Origin of the sequence: Mesorhizobium delmotii, from assembly GCF_900149755.1 — a bacterium.
GTDB classification, from domain to species: Bacteria; Pseudomonadota; Alphaproteobacteria; order Rhizobiales; family Rhizobiaceae; genus Mesorhizobium; species Mesorhizobium delmotii.
The window spans coordinates 30,932-46,242 of sequence record NZ_FUIG01000070.1 but is presented as its reverse complement, the minus strand read 5'-3'; the positions used below and the strand labels follow the sequence as shown (position 1 = coordinate 46,242).

Sequence of the window (15,311 nt, the reverse complement as noted above, 5' to 3'; positions counted from 1 at the left end):
TCTTCCGCGACATAAAAATCGGCTGATCGACCACGCTCTTGCTTAACAAAACTGTGCAAAAAGCTTTCCCTTGGGGAAGGTGCTGGCGCCCGCCCGCATGAACCACCAACTAATTGAAATTATAGAGATAATCTGCTTCGAGAACGACACCGCATGGCGCTGCCGCTGTTGCTTAATGGCAACGGCTAGGGGTTCAATCCTCCACAGACCGAGAAAAGATAATGGAAAATGATCAATTGGTGTTACTGTCTGTAACAAAACTAAAAGAGGTTTGGGCGGGATTGTGATTCGGGTCGGTAGACCAGAGCGACATTCAATATCGGAAAAATGGCTCCGCGGTGCCGCAAGGCCGCCGCTCCTGACACCGGTTTCCTCGATGCGCAGCTTCTGGGGACTGATGCGGGCCTACTGGTTCTCGGACCGCTGGGTGGAGGCCTGGACGCTGACGCTGGTCATCGCGCTGTTTACCGCGCTCTCCAGCAAAGCCGGCGTCTGGTTCGCCGAAGCATCCGGGGAACTGGTCAACTCGATCGCCTTTTACCACGATGCCGCGAACACCACGCCGCTCGCATCGCTGCTCACCAATGCCGGCATGCTCATCCTTCTTGTCGTGCTCAAGGACGCGGGCTTTACCGGCATCCGCACCTTTGTTTCCGCAACGCTGCATCGCAAATGGCGCGGTTGGCTGGACAGCCGTTTCAACGAAGCGCTTCTCGACACCAATCACACGCACTTCCATGCCCAGCATGGTTCGTCCGGCACTGCTGCTCCCGACAACATCGACCAGCGCGTCCAGGAATCGATCAAGGACATGACCGGCGGAGCCATCGGCCTCGCCATGGGGGTCATGGCTGTCGCCACATCGCTTTATTTCGTCGGCCGGAAACTGCTTGAAACCTCGGCGGAGGTGAAAGGGCTGGAGTTCCTCGGCAGCTATGGCAGCGCGGTCTTGGCTTTCCTGGCGGTCGCCATATACGTGCCGCTGAACACCTGGATCGCGGTGAAGCTCGGCAGACTGCTGGAGCGGCTCAACATCCGGATGCAGCAGTCCGAAGGCAGTTATCGCGGCGAGTTGACGACGTTCCTGCGTCGCAGTTTCCACGTCGCCGCATCACAGGGCGAGAACGTGCAAAAGACGATGCACGACCGGCTTTATGTCGACATCGACCGCACTTGGGCGCGGCTGAACATCGTCAACACCAGCTACCGTTCGTTCGAGCTGGTCTACAATTTCATCGGCGCCCGCATTGTCGCCTACGGGCCGGGCCTCGTGCCCTACATCCACAACCGTTTCGATCTCAAGGGCTACATAACCGGCTCCGAGATGGTCAACTCGCTGATCAGTCAGTGTTCGTGGTTCATCCATGTCATGCCTTCCATTGCGGCTCTGCGGGCCAACAGCCAACGCGTGACCGAACTCGCCAACGCGATCGAAAACGTCCAGCACCCGCAGGAATTCTACAGTCTCACCGGCTGCTCCGATTTCCGCTATGATCGCCAGAACCCGGTTTTCGGCTTGACCATCCAGAAGCTCGAGCTGACCCATCAGGGCGAGGACGCCACGCCCTTCCTGAGCGCTGCGAATTTGCGTTTCCGACGCGGTGAGTGGACGTTCCTGAAGGGCGAATCGGGTTGCGGCAAGACATCGCTGATCAAGGCAATCAACGGCTTGTGGCCCTATGGCCGCGGTACCATAGTCTTCCCGGAAGGGGTCGAAAGTTTCTATGCCGCCCAGGAGGTCAAGCTGCAGCAGGTCTCGCTGAAGCAACTGGTCTGCCTGCCCGGCTCAGAGCGCGATTACACCGACACGCAGGTTGCATCGGCTTTGCACAGAGCGGGCCTTGGCGATTTCATCGAACACATGGCCGATGAAAGCCGCGAGGGCATGAACTGGGACCAGGTGCTTTCGGGCGGCCAGAAACAGAAGCTGGTTGTCGCTCGTATCGTGCTGCAGCAGCCTGGGCTGCTGTTTCTCGACGAAGCGACCGGCGCGCTCGACCCCGAAGGGAAGATCGCCTTCCATCAGGCAATCAAGGACAATTGTCCAGACGTCACGGTGATCTCGATCATGCACGAGGCCGTGCCGCCAAGGTCGCTTTCAGGCGCCGAATTCTACCACAGCATCGTTGCCATCGCGGATGGCGTCGCGACCAAAAAGCCGCTGGCGCCGAGCCTGCCGGTCGAGCTCACCACCATCCTCGAGCACCCAAGGCCGGTCGAGGAAAGATGGCTGCGCTTCCCTCGCCGCATCAGGCAGAAATAGCGGCGACACAACATCGCTGCCCAGTGTCGCTGGTGATCCTGCCCTGCCCGCTGCAGCCGGCAGTGTCGGGGCGGATCACCGGCTCGCCCCCAGGTTGGCAGTGTTTCGAGGAGCTTGAGGACATCGGCGGCTGTTCCGTCCGGGCGAAAGCAAAACGTCAGACGCGCTCGCCGTCCTTCACCCGGTAGGTCGGCTTGTACATGGTGACGAGTTCTTCCGCTGCGGTCGGATGCACGGCCATCGTGCGATCGAAATCATCCTTGGTCAGCCCCGCCTTCAGCGGAATGCCGAGAAGCTGCGCCATCTCGCCGGCATCCGGCCCAAGGATATGGGCGCCGAGCACTTTTTTCGAGGCGCCGTCGACCACCAGCTTCATCAGCATTTTTTCGTCGCGGCCCGACAGCGTGTGCCGCATCGGCCGGAAGGTGGCGCGGTAGATCTCAATATCGGAAAAACGTTTTATCGCCTCGTCTTCCGACAGGCCGACCGTGCCGATCTCGGGCTGCGAAAAGACCGCGGTGGCGATTGTATCATGGTCGGGCGCGGTCGGGTTGCCCTTGAAGGCGGTCTCGACGAAACACATCGCCTCGTGGATCGCCACCGGCGTCAATTGCACGCGGTTGGTGACGTCGCCGATCGCCCAGATGTTGTCGATGTTGGTGCGCGAATATTGGTCGACATTGATAGCGCCGGTCTTGGTCATCTCGATGCCGACGCCCTCAAGACCCATGTTTTCGGTATTGGGAAGACGCCCGATGGCGAGCATGACCTGATCGACCGTCAGTATCTTGCCGCCGGTGACGACAGCATCGAGGCGACCGTCCGGGCGCTTCCTGATCCATTCGGATACGGCATGGCAGAGGATTTTTATCCCCTTCTTTTCCATCGTCTCGTGCAGCATGCGCCTGAGATCCATATCGAAGCGCGAGAGAATCTCCTTGCCGCGATAGACCAGCGTTGTGTCGACGCCGAGGCCGTGAAAGATGTTGGCGAATTCGACGGCAATATAGCCGCCGCCCTCGATCATGATCGCGTTCGGTAATTCCTTGAGGTCGAAGGCCTCGTTGGAAAAGATGCAGTGCTCGTGGCCGGGCAGAGCCGGGTGCGGCGCTGGGCGGCCGCCGGTGGCGATGAGAATCTGGTCGGCGGTGACGGTGCGGTCGTCGCCGAGAAGATGCACCACATGCGGATCGACCAGCATGGCGCGCGACTGAAACGTCTCGCCGCCGGCACCTTGGACATTCTTCCTGTAGATGGCTTCCAGCCGGCTGATCTCGCGATCCTTGTTGGCAACCAATGTCTGCCAGTCGAAGCTCGCCTGCGGCACGGTCCAGCCATAACCTGCGGCGTCGGCAAAATGTTCGGGAAATTGCGAGGCATAGACATAGAGCTTCTTCGGCACGCAGCCGCGAATGACGCAGGTGCCGCCAAAACGGTATTCCTCGGCAATGCCGACGCGCTTGCCGAGTGCCGCCGCCATGCGCGCCGCCCTCACCCCGCCGGAGCCGCCGCCGATGACGAAAAGATCGTAGTCGTAACCGGCCATGGTGCGGCTCCTTGCCCTTCAAAATGTTTGAGACAGGTAGGCTGCAAACCACCGAAAGAAAAGCCCGGACCACCACGCTGCGCATGCTGTCGGACGCGCAACGGACGCCGGGCTTTCCGGTCCAGCAGCGATAACGCCGCCGGGAAATATGCTCAGTTCTTCGGTGCTTCCGGCTCCGTACCAGCCGCAGGAGCCGCGGCGTTCGCCGGTGCGGCCGGCGCGGCGGCCTTCGCTGCCGCGGCCAGCGTTTCGCCGACCTGCTGGGCGAGATCGCGAGCGACGCCGTTCTGCCAGATGTCGGCCGCTTTGAGCAGGTCACGTGTCACGGCCGGGCCGCTGTCGAGCAGCTTCTTGCCGGAATCGGAATTGTAGAAAGCGGCGATTTCGGTAAGCTCTTTTTCGGAAAATACCTTGGCGTAGGCCATGGCTGCTTCCTTCTCCAGATCGGCGCGACGCGAGGCCAGCGCCAGCGCCTTTTCGCTGATGGTCCTGCCGATCAGTTCCTGCATATCCGGGTTCTTTTGGATAAGCTGCTGCTGAAGCGCGGCGGCGGCTTGCGGCAGGATGTTGTCGAACGGGTCCGTCGCGTGGATCGCCGCGACGGCGGCGCGGGCCGCCTTCAGATGCCCGTCGGTGACGTCCTGCGAGAACGCCGGCGATGAAAACGCAAAGACGGCTGAAGCTGCCAGAATGGCAGAAAAACGGCGAACCCGGTTATGCAACGTCATGATCGATAGAACTCCCTGGTTTTCGGGCGGCATGGACGGTTTGGATGCCGTCGCCGGCTATGATGGCCGCTGATGCCAGCCCGATGAAAAGACCATGCTCGACCACGCCCGGAATGGCATGGAGAGCATTCGAAAGCGCTCTTGTATCCGGAATGCGGCCAAAAGATGCATCGAGGATAAAGTGGCCGCCGTCTGTAACAAAAGGCTGCCCCCCCGTCATCCTCAATGTGACGGGACCGGAAAGGCCGAGCCTTTCGGCCGCCGCGGCGACCGCGATTTCCGTGGCACGCAGGCCGAACGGGTTGACCTCGATGGGCAGTGGAAAACGGCCGAGCGTCTCGACCATCTTCGAACGGTCGGCAATGACGATCATCCGAGCGGAAGCCGCCGCTACGATCTTTTCGCGTAGCAGCGCACCGCCGCCGCCCTTGATCAATGTCAGCGCCGGATCGATCTCGTCGGCGCCATCGATGGTAAGGTCGAGTTCGGGCGTTTTTTCCAGCGTCGACAGCGGCACGCCAAGCTCGCCGCAAAGGATGGCGGTGCGCTCCGAGGTCGGCACGCCGATAATGGTGAGGCCGGTGGCGACCTTTTCGGCGAGCAGCCGAACGAACTCTTCGGCCGTCGAGCCGGTGCCGATGCCGAGCCGCATGCCGTCGCTCACATGGGCGAGCGCTGCCCGTGCGGCTTCGACCTTCAATTGTCTCGCATCCATGTCGCGCCCCAAAATTTGTATCGGCGCTCCTAGCATCTTTGCCCGTCCGGTCAAAGACTTTGCCCTGTGGATTGACCAAGCACTGCTTGCCTGGATGGGCTGAAGCGGCTATCGCCTGCCGGCAGCGCAATCGTCACAGGACAGGCCATGACCCGACCGATCATCGTGTTCGACCTCGACGGGACGCTGATCGATACAGCGCCAGACCTGCTCGACAGCCTCAACCACAGCCTTGCCGCCAGCGAACTGGTAGCCGTCGACGAGGCCGGCTTCAAGCGTTTCGTCGGCCATGGCGGGCGGGTGATGATCGAGCGCGCGCATGCCGCGCAGCAAAGATCGCTGGCAGTGGAGGAACACGACCGATTGCTAAAGCTGTTCCTTGATCACTACACCGACAACATCCCGGGCAAATCGCGCCCCTACCCCGGCGTCGTCGAGACGATCGCCCGATTCGAAGCAGCCGGCTATCTCCTGGCCGTCTGCACGAACAAGTACGAAGCCAACTCGGTGGCGCTGATCGAGGCGCTCGGCCTGGCGAAGCATTTCGCGGCGATTTGCGGTCAGGACACGTTTTCGTTCCGCAAGCCCGACCCGCGCCATCTGACCGAAACCATCGTGCTGGCCGGCGGCGATCCGCACCGCGCGCTGATGGTGGGTGATTCGCAGACCGACATCGATACGGCGAAAGCCGCGGGCATTCCCGTGGTGGCGGTCGATTTCGGCTACACCGACCGCCATGTGCGCGAATTCGAACCGTCGGCGGTGATCTCGCATTTCGATGCGCTGACGCTTGGTCTGGCCGAACGCCTGATTGCCGCTGCGGGGCACTGAACGACGGCGACCGGGTCGCTCCCGGCGGAGTTGCATTCGGTCTTCGTCGGAACGCCCGGACATCGCCTTGACTTCCCCGGCCGGCCTCCCTTATATCGCGGCGCGCTTGGCCTTCGGGCAACGAGCGGGCGATTAGCTCAGCGGGAGAGCACACCCTTCACACGGGTGGGGTCGCAGGTTCAATCCCTGCATCGCCCACCAATACCCGCTTCCGGTACAAAGCTACCATCCGCTTCGCAGCCGCCTACGCTTCGAACTTCCGCCTCATGGCCAGGTTTGCCATGACCCGGTTCATGCGATTCGCCAGGCAGCTGGGTACACATCACTAAGCGCTGTCTACCCTTGGAATCGCTCAAGCTGCACATTGAACGCGGCCGGGAGAAAGTTGACGGACGATAAAATCGTCCTAGGTGAACTGCTATCTCAGTGGCCCGCGAACTGACGAGGGGAATCGCCGTCGACCTCCTGCTCCGACCAGATGAAACTGCGCAATTGCAAATGCGTCCGGCTTCCGCGAACATTGCTGGACCCCATCAAGGGCCCGTAGCGGCCGACCCGAAACTGAGCCCTGGCTTCCCAGCCCGCTGTCATGGCGGCCTCGGGGATGACCCTGGATCCAGCCAGCGACCTTAAAGTCAAAAGGGAGGAATAACCGATGAACCTGACAAAACACCTTGCCGGTGTGGTGATCGCGTCGACCTGTCTGTGTGTGCCGGCGCTGGCGCAGACCAAGTTGACCATGTGGTATCACGGCGCCGGCAATGAGGTGGAGTCGCGAATCCTCAACCAGATCATCTCCGACTTCAACACCAGCCAGTCCGACTGGACGGTGACCATCGAGAGCTTCCCCGAGAAGAGCTACAACGATTCCGTTGCGGCGGCGGCCCTGGCGGGCAACCTGCCCGACATCCTGGATGTGGACGGGCCCGTCATGCCCAATTGGGCCTGGGCCGGCTATCTGCAGCCGCTGCCGATCGACGAGAGCGAGTTCGCCGACTTCCTGCCCGGCACCAAAGGCGTGTGGGATGGCAAGCTCTATTCGGTCGGTCTGTGGGAGGCGGCGGTGGCGCTTTTTGCACGCCAATCGACGCTGGATGAATTGGGCTTGCGCACCCCGACCCTCGACAAGCCCTGGTCGAGAGAGGAATTCATGGCCGCGCTCGATGCCGCCAAGGCCTCCGGCAAATATGAATTCGCCCTTGATCTCGGCATGAACGACCAGGCCGAGTGGTACTCCTATGCCTTCTCGCCGTTCCTGCAGAGCTTCGGCGGCGACATTGTCGACCGTTCGACCTACAAGACCGCGGAAGGCGCGCTGAACGGCGAGGCTGCGCAGGCCTTTGGCAAGTGGTGGCAATCATTATTCACCGGAGGCTATGCGCCGGGCACCAGTGAGGACCCGGCCGATCAGCAGACCGGTTTCATCGGCGGCAAGTTCGCCTTCCAGTGGAACGGCAATTGGCGCGCGGTGGCAACGATGGAAGCCGTGGATGACGTTGTCTTCCTTCCAGCCCCCGATTTCGGCGCCGGCAACAAGATCGGCGCGGGATCCTGGCAATTCGGCGTCTCGGCCAAGTCCAAGCATCCGGAAGGCTCTGCCGAGTTCATCAAGTTCGCCGCGCAGGACAAGTACCTGGCCGCCTTCTCCGACGGCATCGGCCTGATCCCGCCGACGCCCTCGGCGGCGCAGATGACGAAGAACTACAAGGATGGCGGCCCGCTCGCGGTGTTCTTCGACCTCTCCAAAGCACAAGCTCTGGTGCGCCCGGTCACCCCGGGTTACGTGGTCCAGGCCAAGGTCTTCACCAAGTCATTGGCCGATATCGCCAATGGTGCCGACGTGGCCGACACGCTTGACGCGGCGGTCGACGAGATCGACGCCGACATCGAAAGCAATGGTGGCTACGGCCACCGCTAGATCTGTCGCGCCGGGGTCCTCGCCAGCCGCGGACTCCACCCTCTTTGGCTTGCTGGGCGGATACGGCAAATGGCGTCGAAACTAACCCTGTCGAACCGGGCGGGCTGGACATTCGCCCTGCCGGGCTTCGCACTCATCTTTACATTCATCGTCCTGCCGTTTTTCTTCGCGATCGGTCTGTCATTGACAAATCAGCGGCTGCTGTCGCCGAACCCCACCCAGTTCGTCGGGTTGGAAAACTATCAGCAGCTCCTGGGCCTTGCGGTGGTGACCCTTGAGCCAGAGCGCAACGATGCTGGCGAAATGATCCGAAACGAGGCCGGCGAAATCCAGTATCCGCGCCTGCGTGCGATCACCCGTAGCGACGACTATCCTCAGTATCGCGGCATGCGCGAGTGGTTTCGCTGGCAGTCCGGCGAGAACGTCATGATCGTCATCGCCAGCGACGTTGTGTTCATGAAGGCGCTGGTAAACACCTTCCTGTTCGTCCTGGTCGTGGCGCCGGTGCAGGGCAGCCTCGCGCTGATGCTTGCTTTGCTGATCAACCACAAGGTCAGGGGCATCAACCTGTTCCGGACCATCTACTTCATGCCGGTGGTGGTCTCCATCGTCGTGGTCTCGCTCCTTTGGCGGTTCATCTATGACGGCCAGAACGGGCTGTTGAACAGCATCCTCCAGGCCCTCACCTTCGGCCTCTTCCCGCCCGTCGACTGGCTCGGCAATCCCTCGACCGCGCTGCCCGCAGTCATGGCCATGTCGATCTGGCAGGCCGTCGGCTTCCATATGGTCATCTGGCTGGCCGGGTTGCAGACGATCAGCCCGACGCTCTACGAGGCCGCCGCCATCGAGGGGGCTTCGATATGGCAGACCTTCCGCTATGTCACCTGGCCGGGCCTGCGCAACACCGCCGTGCTTGTCCTTGTCGTGATCACCATGCAGGGCTTCGCGCTTTTCGCCCAGATCGACGTGATGACCAATGGCGGTCCGCTCGACAGCACCCAGACCCTCGTCTTCCAGGCGGTCGAGCGCGGCTACGGCAAGCAGGACATCTCCGGCGGCTCGACCATCTCGGTCATCCTGTTCGCGATCGTGCTGGCGATCTCACTCACTCAGCGCTGGCTGACACGGGAGCGTTAAGATGGCCTTCAATCCTGACAATTACGGCCTGAGGCTCTTCGTCCGCTATCTGGTGCTGTGCCTGATTGCCTTGATCTTCATCTTTCCGCTCGTGTTCATGATCAACTCGAGCTTCAAGCCCGACAGTCAGCTCCTCGCGGACACCTCCAGCCTGCGTGCTTTCCTGCCCGTCGGGGACATCAGCCTCAACAACTATTTCGGAGCGTTCCGGCGGGCGCCTGTCGGCCTGTTCGTCCTAAACTCGGTTCTGGTCACCGGGGCGACCGTCCTTCTCTCATTGTTGATCTGTTCGCTGGCCGCATTCTCCTTCGCTTTCCTGCGGTGGAAGGGGCGCGACGTGGTGCTCTCGATCGTCATCGCCACGCTGATCATCCCTTTCGAGACCATCGCTATCCCGCTCCTGCTCCTGGTCTCGAAACTGCCCTGGATCGGGCTTGATGGGCTGCACTGGGGCTGGCTCAACACCTACAGGGTACAGATCATCCCCTGGATCGCCGATGGGCTGACGATCTTCCTGTTCGTGCAGTATTTCAAAGGACTGCCGGGCGAGCTGATCGAGGCAAGCCGGGTGGAGGGCGCGAGCTGGTGGCAGGTCTACTGTCGCGTTGTCATGCCGCTTTCAGGGCCGGTTCTGGCGACTGCCGCCATCCTGAAGTTCCTCGTGATGTACAACCAATATCTCTGGCCGCTCATCGTCGTGCAGCAGGAAAACTACCGCCCGGTCATGGTCGGTCTCGGCTACTTCTTTCAACTCAACGTCGCCTGGGGCGAAGTCATGGCCTATCTCACCCTTATCACCGTCCCGGTGCTGATCTTCTATCTCTTCCTGCAGCGCGCCTTCATCGCATCGATCGCCTCGACCGGTGTGAAGGGCTGAATGCATGGTTCTCGCGCTCAAATGCCAGTGGATCTGGGACGACTGGTACGCCCATGACGGCAAGCGCGGGCACGGCTATTTCCTCAAGGCCGACCAATCGATCGGTGATCCCGGATTGCCGCACATGAACCAGGGAGCCATTGCTTATGGCTGAGGTCTCGCTCAAGGCCGTCAAGAAATCCTATGGTCGCGTCGACGTCATCAAAGGCGTCGATATCCACATCAACGATGGCGAGTTCGTCGTCTTTGTCGGACCGTCAGGTTGCGGGAAGTCCACCTTGCTGCGGGTGATCGCCGGACTCGAGGACATAACCGAAGGCATCCTCGAGATCGGAGGCCGGGTGGTCAACGAACTCCCACCCAAGGAACGCGGTGTTGCGATGGTGTTCCAGAACTATGCCATCTTTCCGCACATGACGGTGCGCGAGAATATCGCGTTCGGCCTTACGATCGCGGGCGCTTCCAAGCAGGAAAAGGAGCAGAAGGTGGCCGAGGCCGCACGCATCCTGCAAATGGAACATCTGCTCGACCGCCGCCCAAGTCAACTTTCGGGCGGCCAGCGCCAGCGAGTCGCTATCGGGCGCGCAATCACCCGGAAACCGTCCGTATTCCTGTTTGACGAGCCGCTCTCCAACCTCGATGCCGCGCTGCGCATGGACATGCGTATGGAAATCGGCCGGCTGCGCAGGCAACTTGGCACAACGATGATCTATGTCACCCATGACCAGGTCGAGGCGATGACGCTGGCTGACAGGATCGTCGTCCTCAAGGACGGTCAAGTCATGCAGATAGGAGCGCCGATGGAACTCTATCACGAGCCGGCCAACAGGTTCGTAGCCGGCTTTCTAGGAGCCCCGTCGATGAATTTCCTGAAGGTCGACGTCCTCGACCTCGATGGCGAAGCGGCAACAGTTGGCAATCAATCCCTGGAGCCGATCAGGGTAGCGACCAGAAGGCGCTCCTTCCGGAAAGACGGCAAGGCCATCCTGGGTATCCGTCCGCAGTACCTCCGGGCGGCGCAGCCTGGAGAAGGCATGCTGCATGGCGTCGTGGCACATACCGAGCGGTTGGGCAGCGAGACGGTCGTGGACCTGACACTTCGCGACGATCACGAGCTCATTGCCGCCTTCGATGAAGACAAGATCTTTGAACCGGGTGACGCCCTGGAGCTCACGTTCGACACGGCCTTAGCCCATCTCTTCCCCGACGAGGCGTGAGTTGCAGACGTGAGCAACGACAACGCGATGCGGCGGCGCGATTCGCGAGTGTCCATTCCAGAACCCCGGAACAAACCTGCATGGCCGCGAGTTTCTACTCCTTGAAGAGTGAGGGAAAGCCATGTCCAGACGTGTTTTGGCGACAGGTGTCGTAGTCCTCCTTCTCGGCGGACCGGCCCTTGCCGCAGACGGAACCCAGCTGCCGCCGCAGAATGCCAGGAAACTGTCGGAAATAATCGCCAAGGTCGAGCAGCGCGACGACTTTCGCTACGTCGACGAGGTCGGCTGGGACAGCGGCTCCTACACCGTCACCTATTACACGACCGACAAGGCGAAGGTCGAAATCACCTACGATCCGGTGACAGCCGAGCCGAAATAGATCGCGGCCACCCTTCCTCCAGGCGATACGTGCGGCCGGCTTTCTCTTAAAGGACCGGGAACAATTCCGGCAGGTTACAGCGCAGCCTGGGGACGATCCCTCGGAAGCGGGCGGCGGCGTAGCTTCACCAAGAGCGGGGCGACGGTTCCCGCACGCTTTTCGGCATCCCCTTGCGCCGATGCGCCTTTGATGGCTGACTGCGGCGTGATCATTGAGCCGCACGGGGGTGGGCATGGCGACGGCAAAGCATGTGGCGAAACGCGTTCTGATGATGCTCGCCGGCTATTTCGTTGCGGTGCTGGTCGGACTGTTCGCAGTAGTAACGATCTATGGTGCATTGAGTTCGCTGCCTGATGCACCGGCGTATTTCGATCTCATGGGGGTCTCCCCCATTGCGGCGCTGGTCGTGCCGCCGCTCGGCATGTTGATCTATTTCCTGACGATCATGATGACCGGCCTGCAGACGCTGATCTTCGCGCTGATCGCCGAATTGTTTTCGCTGCGCAGTTTTTGGCTGCATATGGTCTTCGGCGCCGCAGCAGCGGCTGCCGGCTTCTTCCTGATCTGGCCGAGCGCGCCGGAGGACCTGAGCCCCGAGCGCTGGGCCGATATCGGCATCATCGCCGCCGCCGGTCTGGTCGCCGGCCTGGCTTACTGGCTGATTGCCGGGCGCGAGGCCGGCTTCCGGCTCCCGCTCTCCCTACGCTAATGTATGTCGCGCAAAAGTGTGCAGCGGTTTTGCGATAACGACATGCATAAAACAAAACAGCAACCTAAAGCGCGTCGCATGAGGCCGGTCAAACGCGACGCGCTTTAGAATCTCAGCTTGCCGGCGAGCGCACCGCTTCCGTGCTGTCGAGTGCCTGCTGCAGCCGCGTGTCGCGGTCATAGACGTCGCTGAAATATTCGACTTTGCCGGACATGTCCGGCCAGGCGGTGAAATAGGCGACATAGATCGGGATCGTGCGCGCCACCTTTTCGGTCGAATGTCCGTGCTTCAGCTTCTCCGCAATGTAGTCGACCGAGGTGCCGAGCACGGCCGCCGCCATGCCGCGCGGATCCTGCAGACGAACGCAGCCATGGCTGAGCGCGCGCATGTCACGCTGGAAAAACGACTTTTGCGGCGTATCGTGCATGTAGATTGCGTGCTTGTTGGGGAACAGGATCTTCAGTTCGCCCAGCGCATTGGCCTCGCTCGGCAGCTGGCGCACGCCATAAGGTACTTTCGCGCCATAGGCACCCCAATTGACCGAGGAGGAGGGAATGCGCTTGCCGCGCGCGTTGATCACTTCGTAGCCGGCGCGGTCGAGATAGCCGGGATCCCTGCGCAGCCGGGGCAGCATCTCGTTGACGAGGATCGACTGCGGCACGCCCCAATAGGGATGGAAGTCGACCTGCTCGACCTGATCGTAGAAGAAGGAAGTCTGGTTGGTGGTCTTGCCGATGACGGCGCGAGTCTTCAGCTTCTCCTCGCCATTTTCGATGTAGCTCGCCGTGAAGGCCGGCTGGTTGATGAAGACGCGCGGACTGCCGAGATCGGATGGCAGCCAACGCAACTCTTCCAGCGCGACCTGCACCTTTTGAATCTTGTCGGCCTTGGACGTCCCGACCAGCGCCGCGACGGTGCGCGGACCGATGACGCTGTCGCCCTTCATGCCAGCCTTCTTCTGCACTGCCTTGATAACCGGCACCAGTTCCGGATCATAGACCTCGCTGGTGGCGAGCCTGGCCAATATCTCGCCATAGGCGCCGCCCATCTCGTCGTCTAGATTGCGCGCGATCTTCGCCAGAAGCTTCGGCAGTTCGGGGCTGGTCTGCCCAGGTTTCAGCAACAGCTTGGGGTCAACGACGATCTCGTCTTCGGCGCTGGCCTGAAGTGATTCCAGTTCGACGCGCAGCGCCTGGTATTCCGCATTCTGCGGATGCCGTGATTCGAGATAGGTGCGCACTTGCTGGGTGCGCACCAGCGTTTTCAGCACGCCTTCGATGTCGAGCGGCTTGGCCGGGAAATCATAGTAGCCGGTGATGCGATTGGGATCGACGCGGCCGCTTTGCGCGTCGTGGACATAGCGCAAGACGCGCGCCGACAGCGCCATCTCGAAGCGGACGAGCTCCTGCAGCCGCGCATCGGCCCCGCCGGTCGATGCGCCGGCGGCGGGCACTTCAACCGAATAGTCGGCCGGCGTCAGGCCATAGCTCGTCGCCTCGCCAAGCACCCGCACCGCATCCTGCGCGCGACCGTTTGGGCCGGTCCCGGTCACCCAGATGAAATCCGGATTGGCCGAGTAATAAGCGATCAACGCCTTGGCAATGTCAGGTTCCGCATAGAGCTCGTAGTCGCCGAGCCCGGCAATCGCTTCGCGAAAGGCGTCGCTGGTGAGCGACGGTACAAAGGCAGCGTCCTGTGGTGCCACCGGCTGTGGTGCTGCCATCAATGTCGCAAAATCGACACGCACCAGCCGGTCGGCCTTATAGGTATAGTAGGACGGGCTGTTGATCCTGCTGCCACCACCAGCGAATTCTCTCGGCCTCGGTCTGTGCCTCGGCGGCGGAGGGAAATCACCGTGGGGCGCGCGCCTGATACCACCGCCGAAAAGCCTCTCGAAAAGCCCTTGCGCGTCCGCCTGCGGCATGCCGAAGGCCAGCATTACCGTGACAACTGCAAGCGGCATCACGGTTGCTTTGTTTCCGAGGAATTTCATGGATCACCCGCTCCGGCTGCAACCGGTTCCCGTTCCGTATCGCTTGACGGTCTCGCCCACCGCACGGCGGGATGTAAGACGCGACCACACCGATTCATACCGATTTCGTTAAGCTTCCATAAATTTCGGCTATCCTGTTGCAGAACAGTTTCACAACGCCGTGACAACTAAAGCGAATTGGGCCCGCTCCGGTTCCCGAAAATAGTGCACGGGTCAGGCGTTGGCGCCGCCGTCGATCGTCAGTGCGGCGCCTGTCACAAAGCGCCCTTCGGGACCGGCCAGCCAGGCGACCATCCCGGCGATCTCTTCCGCCTTGCCGAAGCGGGGCGTCGCCATCTTCTGTCGCTGGTGCTCGGCGTGCGGGCCACTGGCCGGGTTCATATCGGTATCGGTCGAGCCAGGATGAACGACGTTGGCGGTGATGCCGCGCGAACCGAGGTCGCGCGCCAATGCCTTGGTCAAGCCGACCAGTGCCGCCTTGCTGGCCGAGTAGGCGCTGAGGCTGGTGTCGGTGACACGCTCCGCCAGATTGCTGCCGATCGAGATGATCCTGCCACCCTCGCCCATATGCACGACTGCCGCCTTCGAGGCCACGAACGGGGCTCTGACATTGACCTCCATGGTTTCATCGAAGTCGGCGAGCGGCAATTCATCGATCGGCGCGGCGCGCCAGATACCGGCGCTGTTGACGAGGATGTCCAGTCGCCCGAAGGTCTTCACTGCCTCGCTGACCGCCTCCTGGATCGCGGCAGCGTCGCGATTGTCGGCTTTGAGAGCAATGGCGCGACCGCCGGCTGCCTCGATTTCCCCGACGACAGCGCGGGCCTGCTCCTCGCCATTCACGTAAGTGAGTGCGACGCTGGCGCCGTCGGCCGCGAGCCTTCGCGCAATCGCTGCGCCGATGCCGCGGCTGCCGCCGGTGACGAGCGCAGCCTTGCCGTTCAAGCCTTGCGATGACATTCTTTTCTCCTTTTTTGTAATGATCGATACATAAATGT

The 15,311-nt window shown here is 61.5% G+C and carries 14 protein-coding genes and 1 tRNA gene; 10 read left to right on the top strand and 5 right to left on the bottom strand.

The features are described from left to right. Nucleotides 1-376 precede the first annotated feature (376 nt). A complete protein-coding gene (locus tag BQ8482_RS32940) occupies nucleotides 377-2,263 on the top strand; it encodes an ABC transporter ATP-binding protein/permease (RefSeq protein ID WP_165848813.1) in 1,887 nt (628 codons plus the stop codon). Nucleotides 2,264-2,420: 157 nt separating this feature from the next. Here BQ8482_RS32940 and gor read toward each other — a convergent pair whose 3' ends face one another. The 3 genes from gor to rpiA form a co-directional block, all read right to left on the bottom strand. Continuing rightward, entirely contained in the window at nucleotides 2,421-3,809 is a 1,389-nt protein-coding gene (gene gor, locus BQ8482_RS32935; protein ID WP_123151358.1) for a glutathione-disulfide reductase, read from the bottom strand. 152 nt (nucleotides 3,810-3,961) lie between these two features. Next, a complete protein-coding gene (locus BQ8482_RS32930; protein ID WP_123151356.1) occupies nucleotides 3,962-4,537 on the bottom strand; it encodes a DUF2059 domain-containing protein in 576 nt (191 codons plus the stop codon). After that, nucleotides 4,524-5,252, bottom strand: a complete 729-nt coding sequence (rpiA, locus tag BQ8482_RS32925) for a ribose-5-phosphate isomerase RpiA (protein ID WP_123151354.1) — start codon at nucleotides 5,250-5,252, stop codon at nucleotides 4,524-4,526. Before rpiA ends, BQ8482_RS32930 begins: the two co-directional genes overlap by 14 nt. 147 nt (nucleotides 5,253-5,399) lie before the next feature. Here rpiA and BQ8482_RS32920 point away from each other — a divergent pair, with 147 nt between their 5' ends. From BQ8482_RS32920 to BQ8482_RS32880, 9 genes are all read left to right on the top strand, one after another. Then, nucleotides 5,400-6,083: a phosphoglycolate phosphatase gene (locus BQ8482_RS32920; protein WP_123151353.1), complete on the top strand. Its 684-nt coding sequence runs from the start codon at nucleotides 5,400-5,402 to the stop codon at nucleotides 6,081-6,083. Between the two features lie 126 nt (nucleotides 6,084-6,209). Then, a tRNA-Val gene (locus BQ8482_RS32915) sits at nucleotides 6,210-6,284 on the top strand. A gap of 454 nt (nucleotides 6,285-6,738) precedes the next feature. Then, nucleotides 6,739-8,001 (top strand): ABC transporter substrate-binding protein, encoded by a 1,263-nt coding sequence (locus tag BQ8482_RS32905; RefSeq protein ID WP_123151349.1) that lies wholly within the window; start codon nucleotides 6,739-6,741, stop codon nucleotides 7,999-8,001. Between the two features lie 69 nt (nucleotides 8,002-8,070). After that, entirely contained in the window at nucleotides 8,071-9,138 is a 1,068-nt protein-coding gene (locus BQ8482_RS32900) for a carbohydrate ABC transporter permease (protein ID WP_123151347.1), read from the top strand. Nucleotide 9,139: 1 nt separating this feature from the next. Then, nucleotides 9,140-10,015, top strand: a complete 876-nt coding sequence (locus BQ8482_RS32895; protein ID WP_123151345.1) for a carbohydrate ABC transporter permease — start codon at nucleotides 9,140-9,142, stop codon at nucleotides 10,013-10,015. Between the two features lie 4 nt (nucleotides 10,016-10,019). Next, nucleotides 10,020-10,169 carry a hypothetical protein gene (locus tag BQ8482_RS38525; protein WP_165848812.1) on the top strand — a complete coding sequence of 50 codons (150 nt, stop codon included), beginning with the start codon at nucleotides 10,020-10,022 and terminating at the stop codon, nucleotides 10,167-10,169. Further along, entirely contained in the window at nucleotides 10,162-11,232 is a 1,071-nt protein-coding gene (locus tag BQ8482_RS32890; RefSeq protein ID WP_123151343.1) for an ABC transporter ATP-binding protein, read from the top strand. Before BQ8482_RS38525 ends, BQ8482_RS32890 begins: the two co-directional genes overlap by 8 nt. Nucleotides 11,233-11,353: 121 nt before the next feature. Beyond that, the gene (locus tag BQ8482_RS32885) at nucleotides 11,354-11,611 is read left to right on the top strand and encodes a PepSY domain-containing protein (RefSeq protein ID WP_123151342.1); all 258 of its coding nucleotides are present in this window, start codon (nucleotides 11,354-11,356) and stop codon (nucleotides 11,609-11,611) included. A 232-nt stretch (nucleotides 11,612-11,843) separates the two neighbouring features. Continuing rightward, complete coding sequence (locus BQ8482_RS32880; protein WP_123151340.1) at nucleotides 11,844-12,320, top strand: hypothetical protein; 477 nt, start codon at nucleotides 11,844-11,846, stop codon at nucleotides 12,318-12,320. A gap of 112 nt (nucleotides 12,321-12,432) precedes the next feature. On the opposite strand, the gene BQ8482_RS32875 is transcribed toward BQ8482_RS32880, so the two are convergent. Both BQ8482_RS32875 and BQ8482_RS32870 read right to left on the bottom strand, forming a co-directional pair. Continuing rightward, nucleotides 12,433-14,313: a L,D-transpeptidase family protein gene (locus tag BQ8482_RS32875; protein ID WP_123151338.1), complete on the bottom strand. Its 1,881-nt coding sequence runs from the start codon at nucleotides 14,311-14,313 to the stop codon at nucleotides 12,433-12,435. A 213-nt stretch (nucleotides 14,314-14,526) separates the two neighbouring features. After that, nucleotides 14,527-15,273 carry a 3-oxoacyl-ACP reductase family protein gene (locus BQ8482_RS32870; RefSeq protein ID WP_123151336.1) on the bottom strand — a complete coding sequence of 249 codons (747 nt, stop codon included), beginning with the start codon at nucleotides 15,271-15,273 and terminating at the stop codon, nucleotides 14,527-14,529. Between the last annotated feature and the right edge of the window lie 38 nt (nucleotides 15,274-15,311).

Excerpts from the sequence above, each read along its gene's own strand:
- BQ8482_RS32905 (WP_123151349.1), top strand. The coding sequence starts at position 6,739 with ATGAACCTGACAAAACACCTTGCCGGTGTGGTGATCGCGTCGACCTGT.
- rpiA (WP_123151354.1), bottom strand. The coding sequence starts at position 5,252 with ATGGATGCGAGACAATTGAAGGTCGAAGCCGCACGGGCAGCGCTCGCC.
- gor (WP_123151358.1), bottom strand. The coding sequence starts at position 3,809 with ATGGCCGGTTACGACTACGATCTTTTCGTCATCGGCGGCGGCTCCGGC.
- BQ8482_RS32875 (WP_123151338.1), bottom strand. The coding sequence starts at position 14,313 with ATGAAATTCCTCGGAAACAAAGCAACCGTGATGCCGCTTGCAGTTGTC.
- BQ8482_RS32895 (WP_123151345.1), top strand. The coding sequence starts at position 9,140 with ATGGCCTTCAATCCTGACAATTACGGCCTGAGGCTCTTCGTCCGCTAT.
- BQ8482_RS32870 (WP_123151336.1), bottom strand. The coding sequence starts at position 15,273 with ATGTCATCGCAAGGCTTGAACGGCAAGGCTGCGCTCGTCACCGGCGGC.
- BQ8482_RS32880 (WP_123151340.1), top strand. The coding sequence starts at position 11,844 with ATGGCGACGGCAAAGCATGTGGCGAAACGCGTTCTGATGATGCTCGCC.
- BQ8482_RS32900 (WP_123151347.1), top strand. The coding sequence starts at position 8,071 with ATGGCGTCGAAACTAACCCTGTCGAACCGGGCGGGCTGGACATTCGCC.
- BQ8482_RS32920 (WP_123151353.1), top strand. The coding sequence starts at position 5,400 with ATGACCCGACCGATCATCGTGTTCGACCTCGACGGGACGCTGATCGAT.
- BQ8482_RS32940 (WP_165848813.1), top strand. The coding sequence starts at position 377 with ATGCGCAGCTTCTGGGGACTGATGCGGGCCTACTGGTTCTCGGACCGC.
- BQ8482_RS32885 (WP_123151342.1), top strand. The coding sequence starts at position 11,354 with ATGTCCAGACGTGTTTTGGCGACAGGTGTCGTAGTCCTCCTTCTCGGC.
- BQ8482_RS38525 (WP_165848812.1), top strand. The coding sequence starts at position 10,020 with ATGGTTCTCGCGCTCAAATGCCAGTGGATCTGGGACGACTGGTACGCC.
- BQ8482_RS32930 (WP_123151356.1), bottom strand. The coding sequence starts at position 4,537 with ATGACGTTGCATAACCGGGTTCGCCGTTTTTCTGCCATTCTGGCAGCT.
- BQ8482_RS32890 (WP_123151343.1), top strand. The coding sequence starts at position 10,162 with ATGGCTGAGGTCTCGCTCAAGGCCGTCAAGAAATCCTATGGTCGCGTC.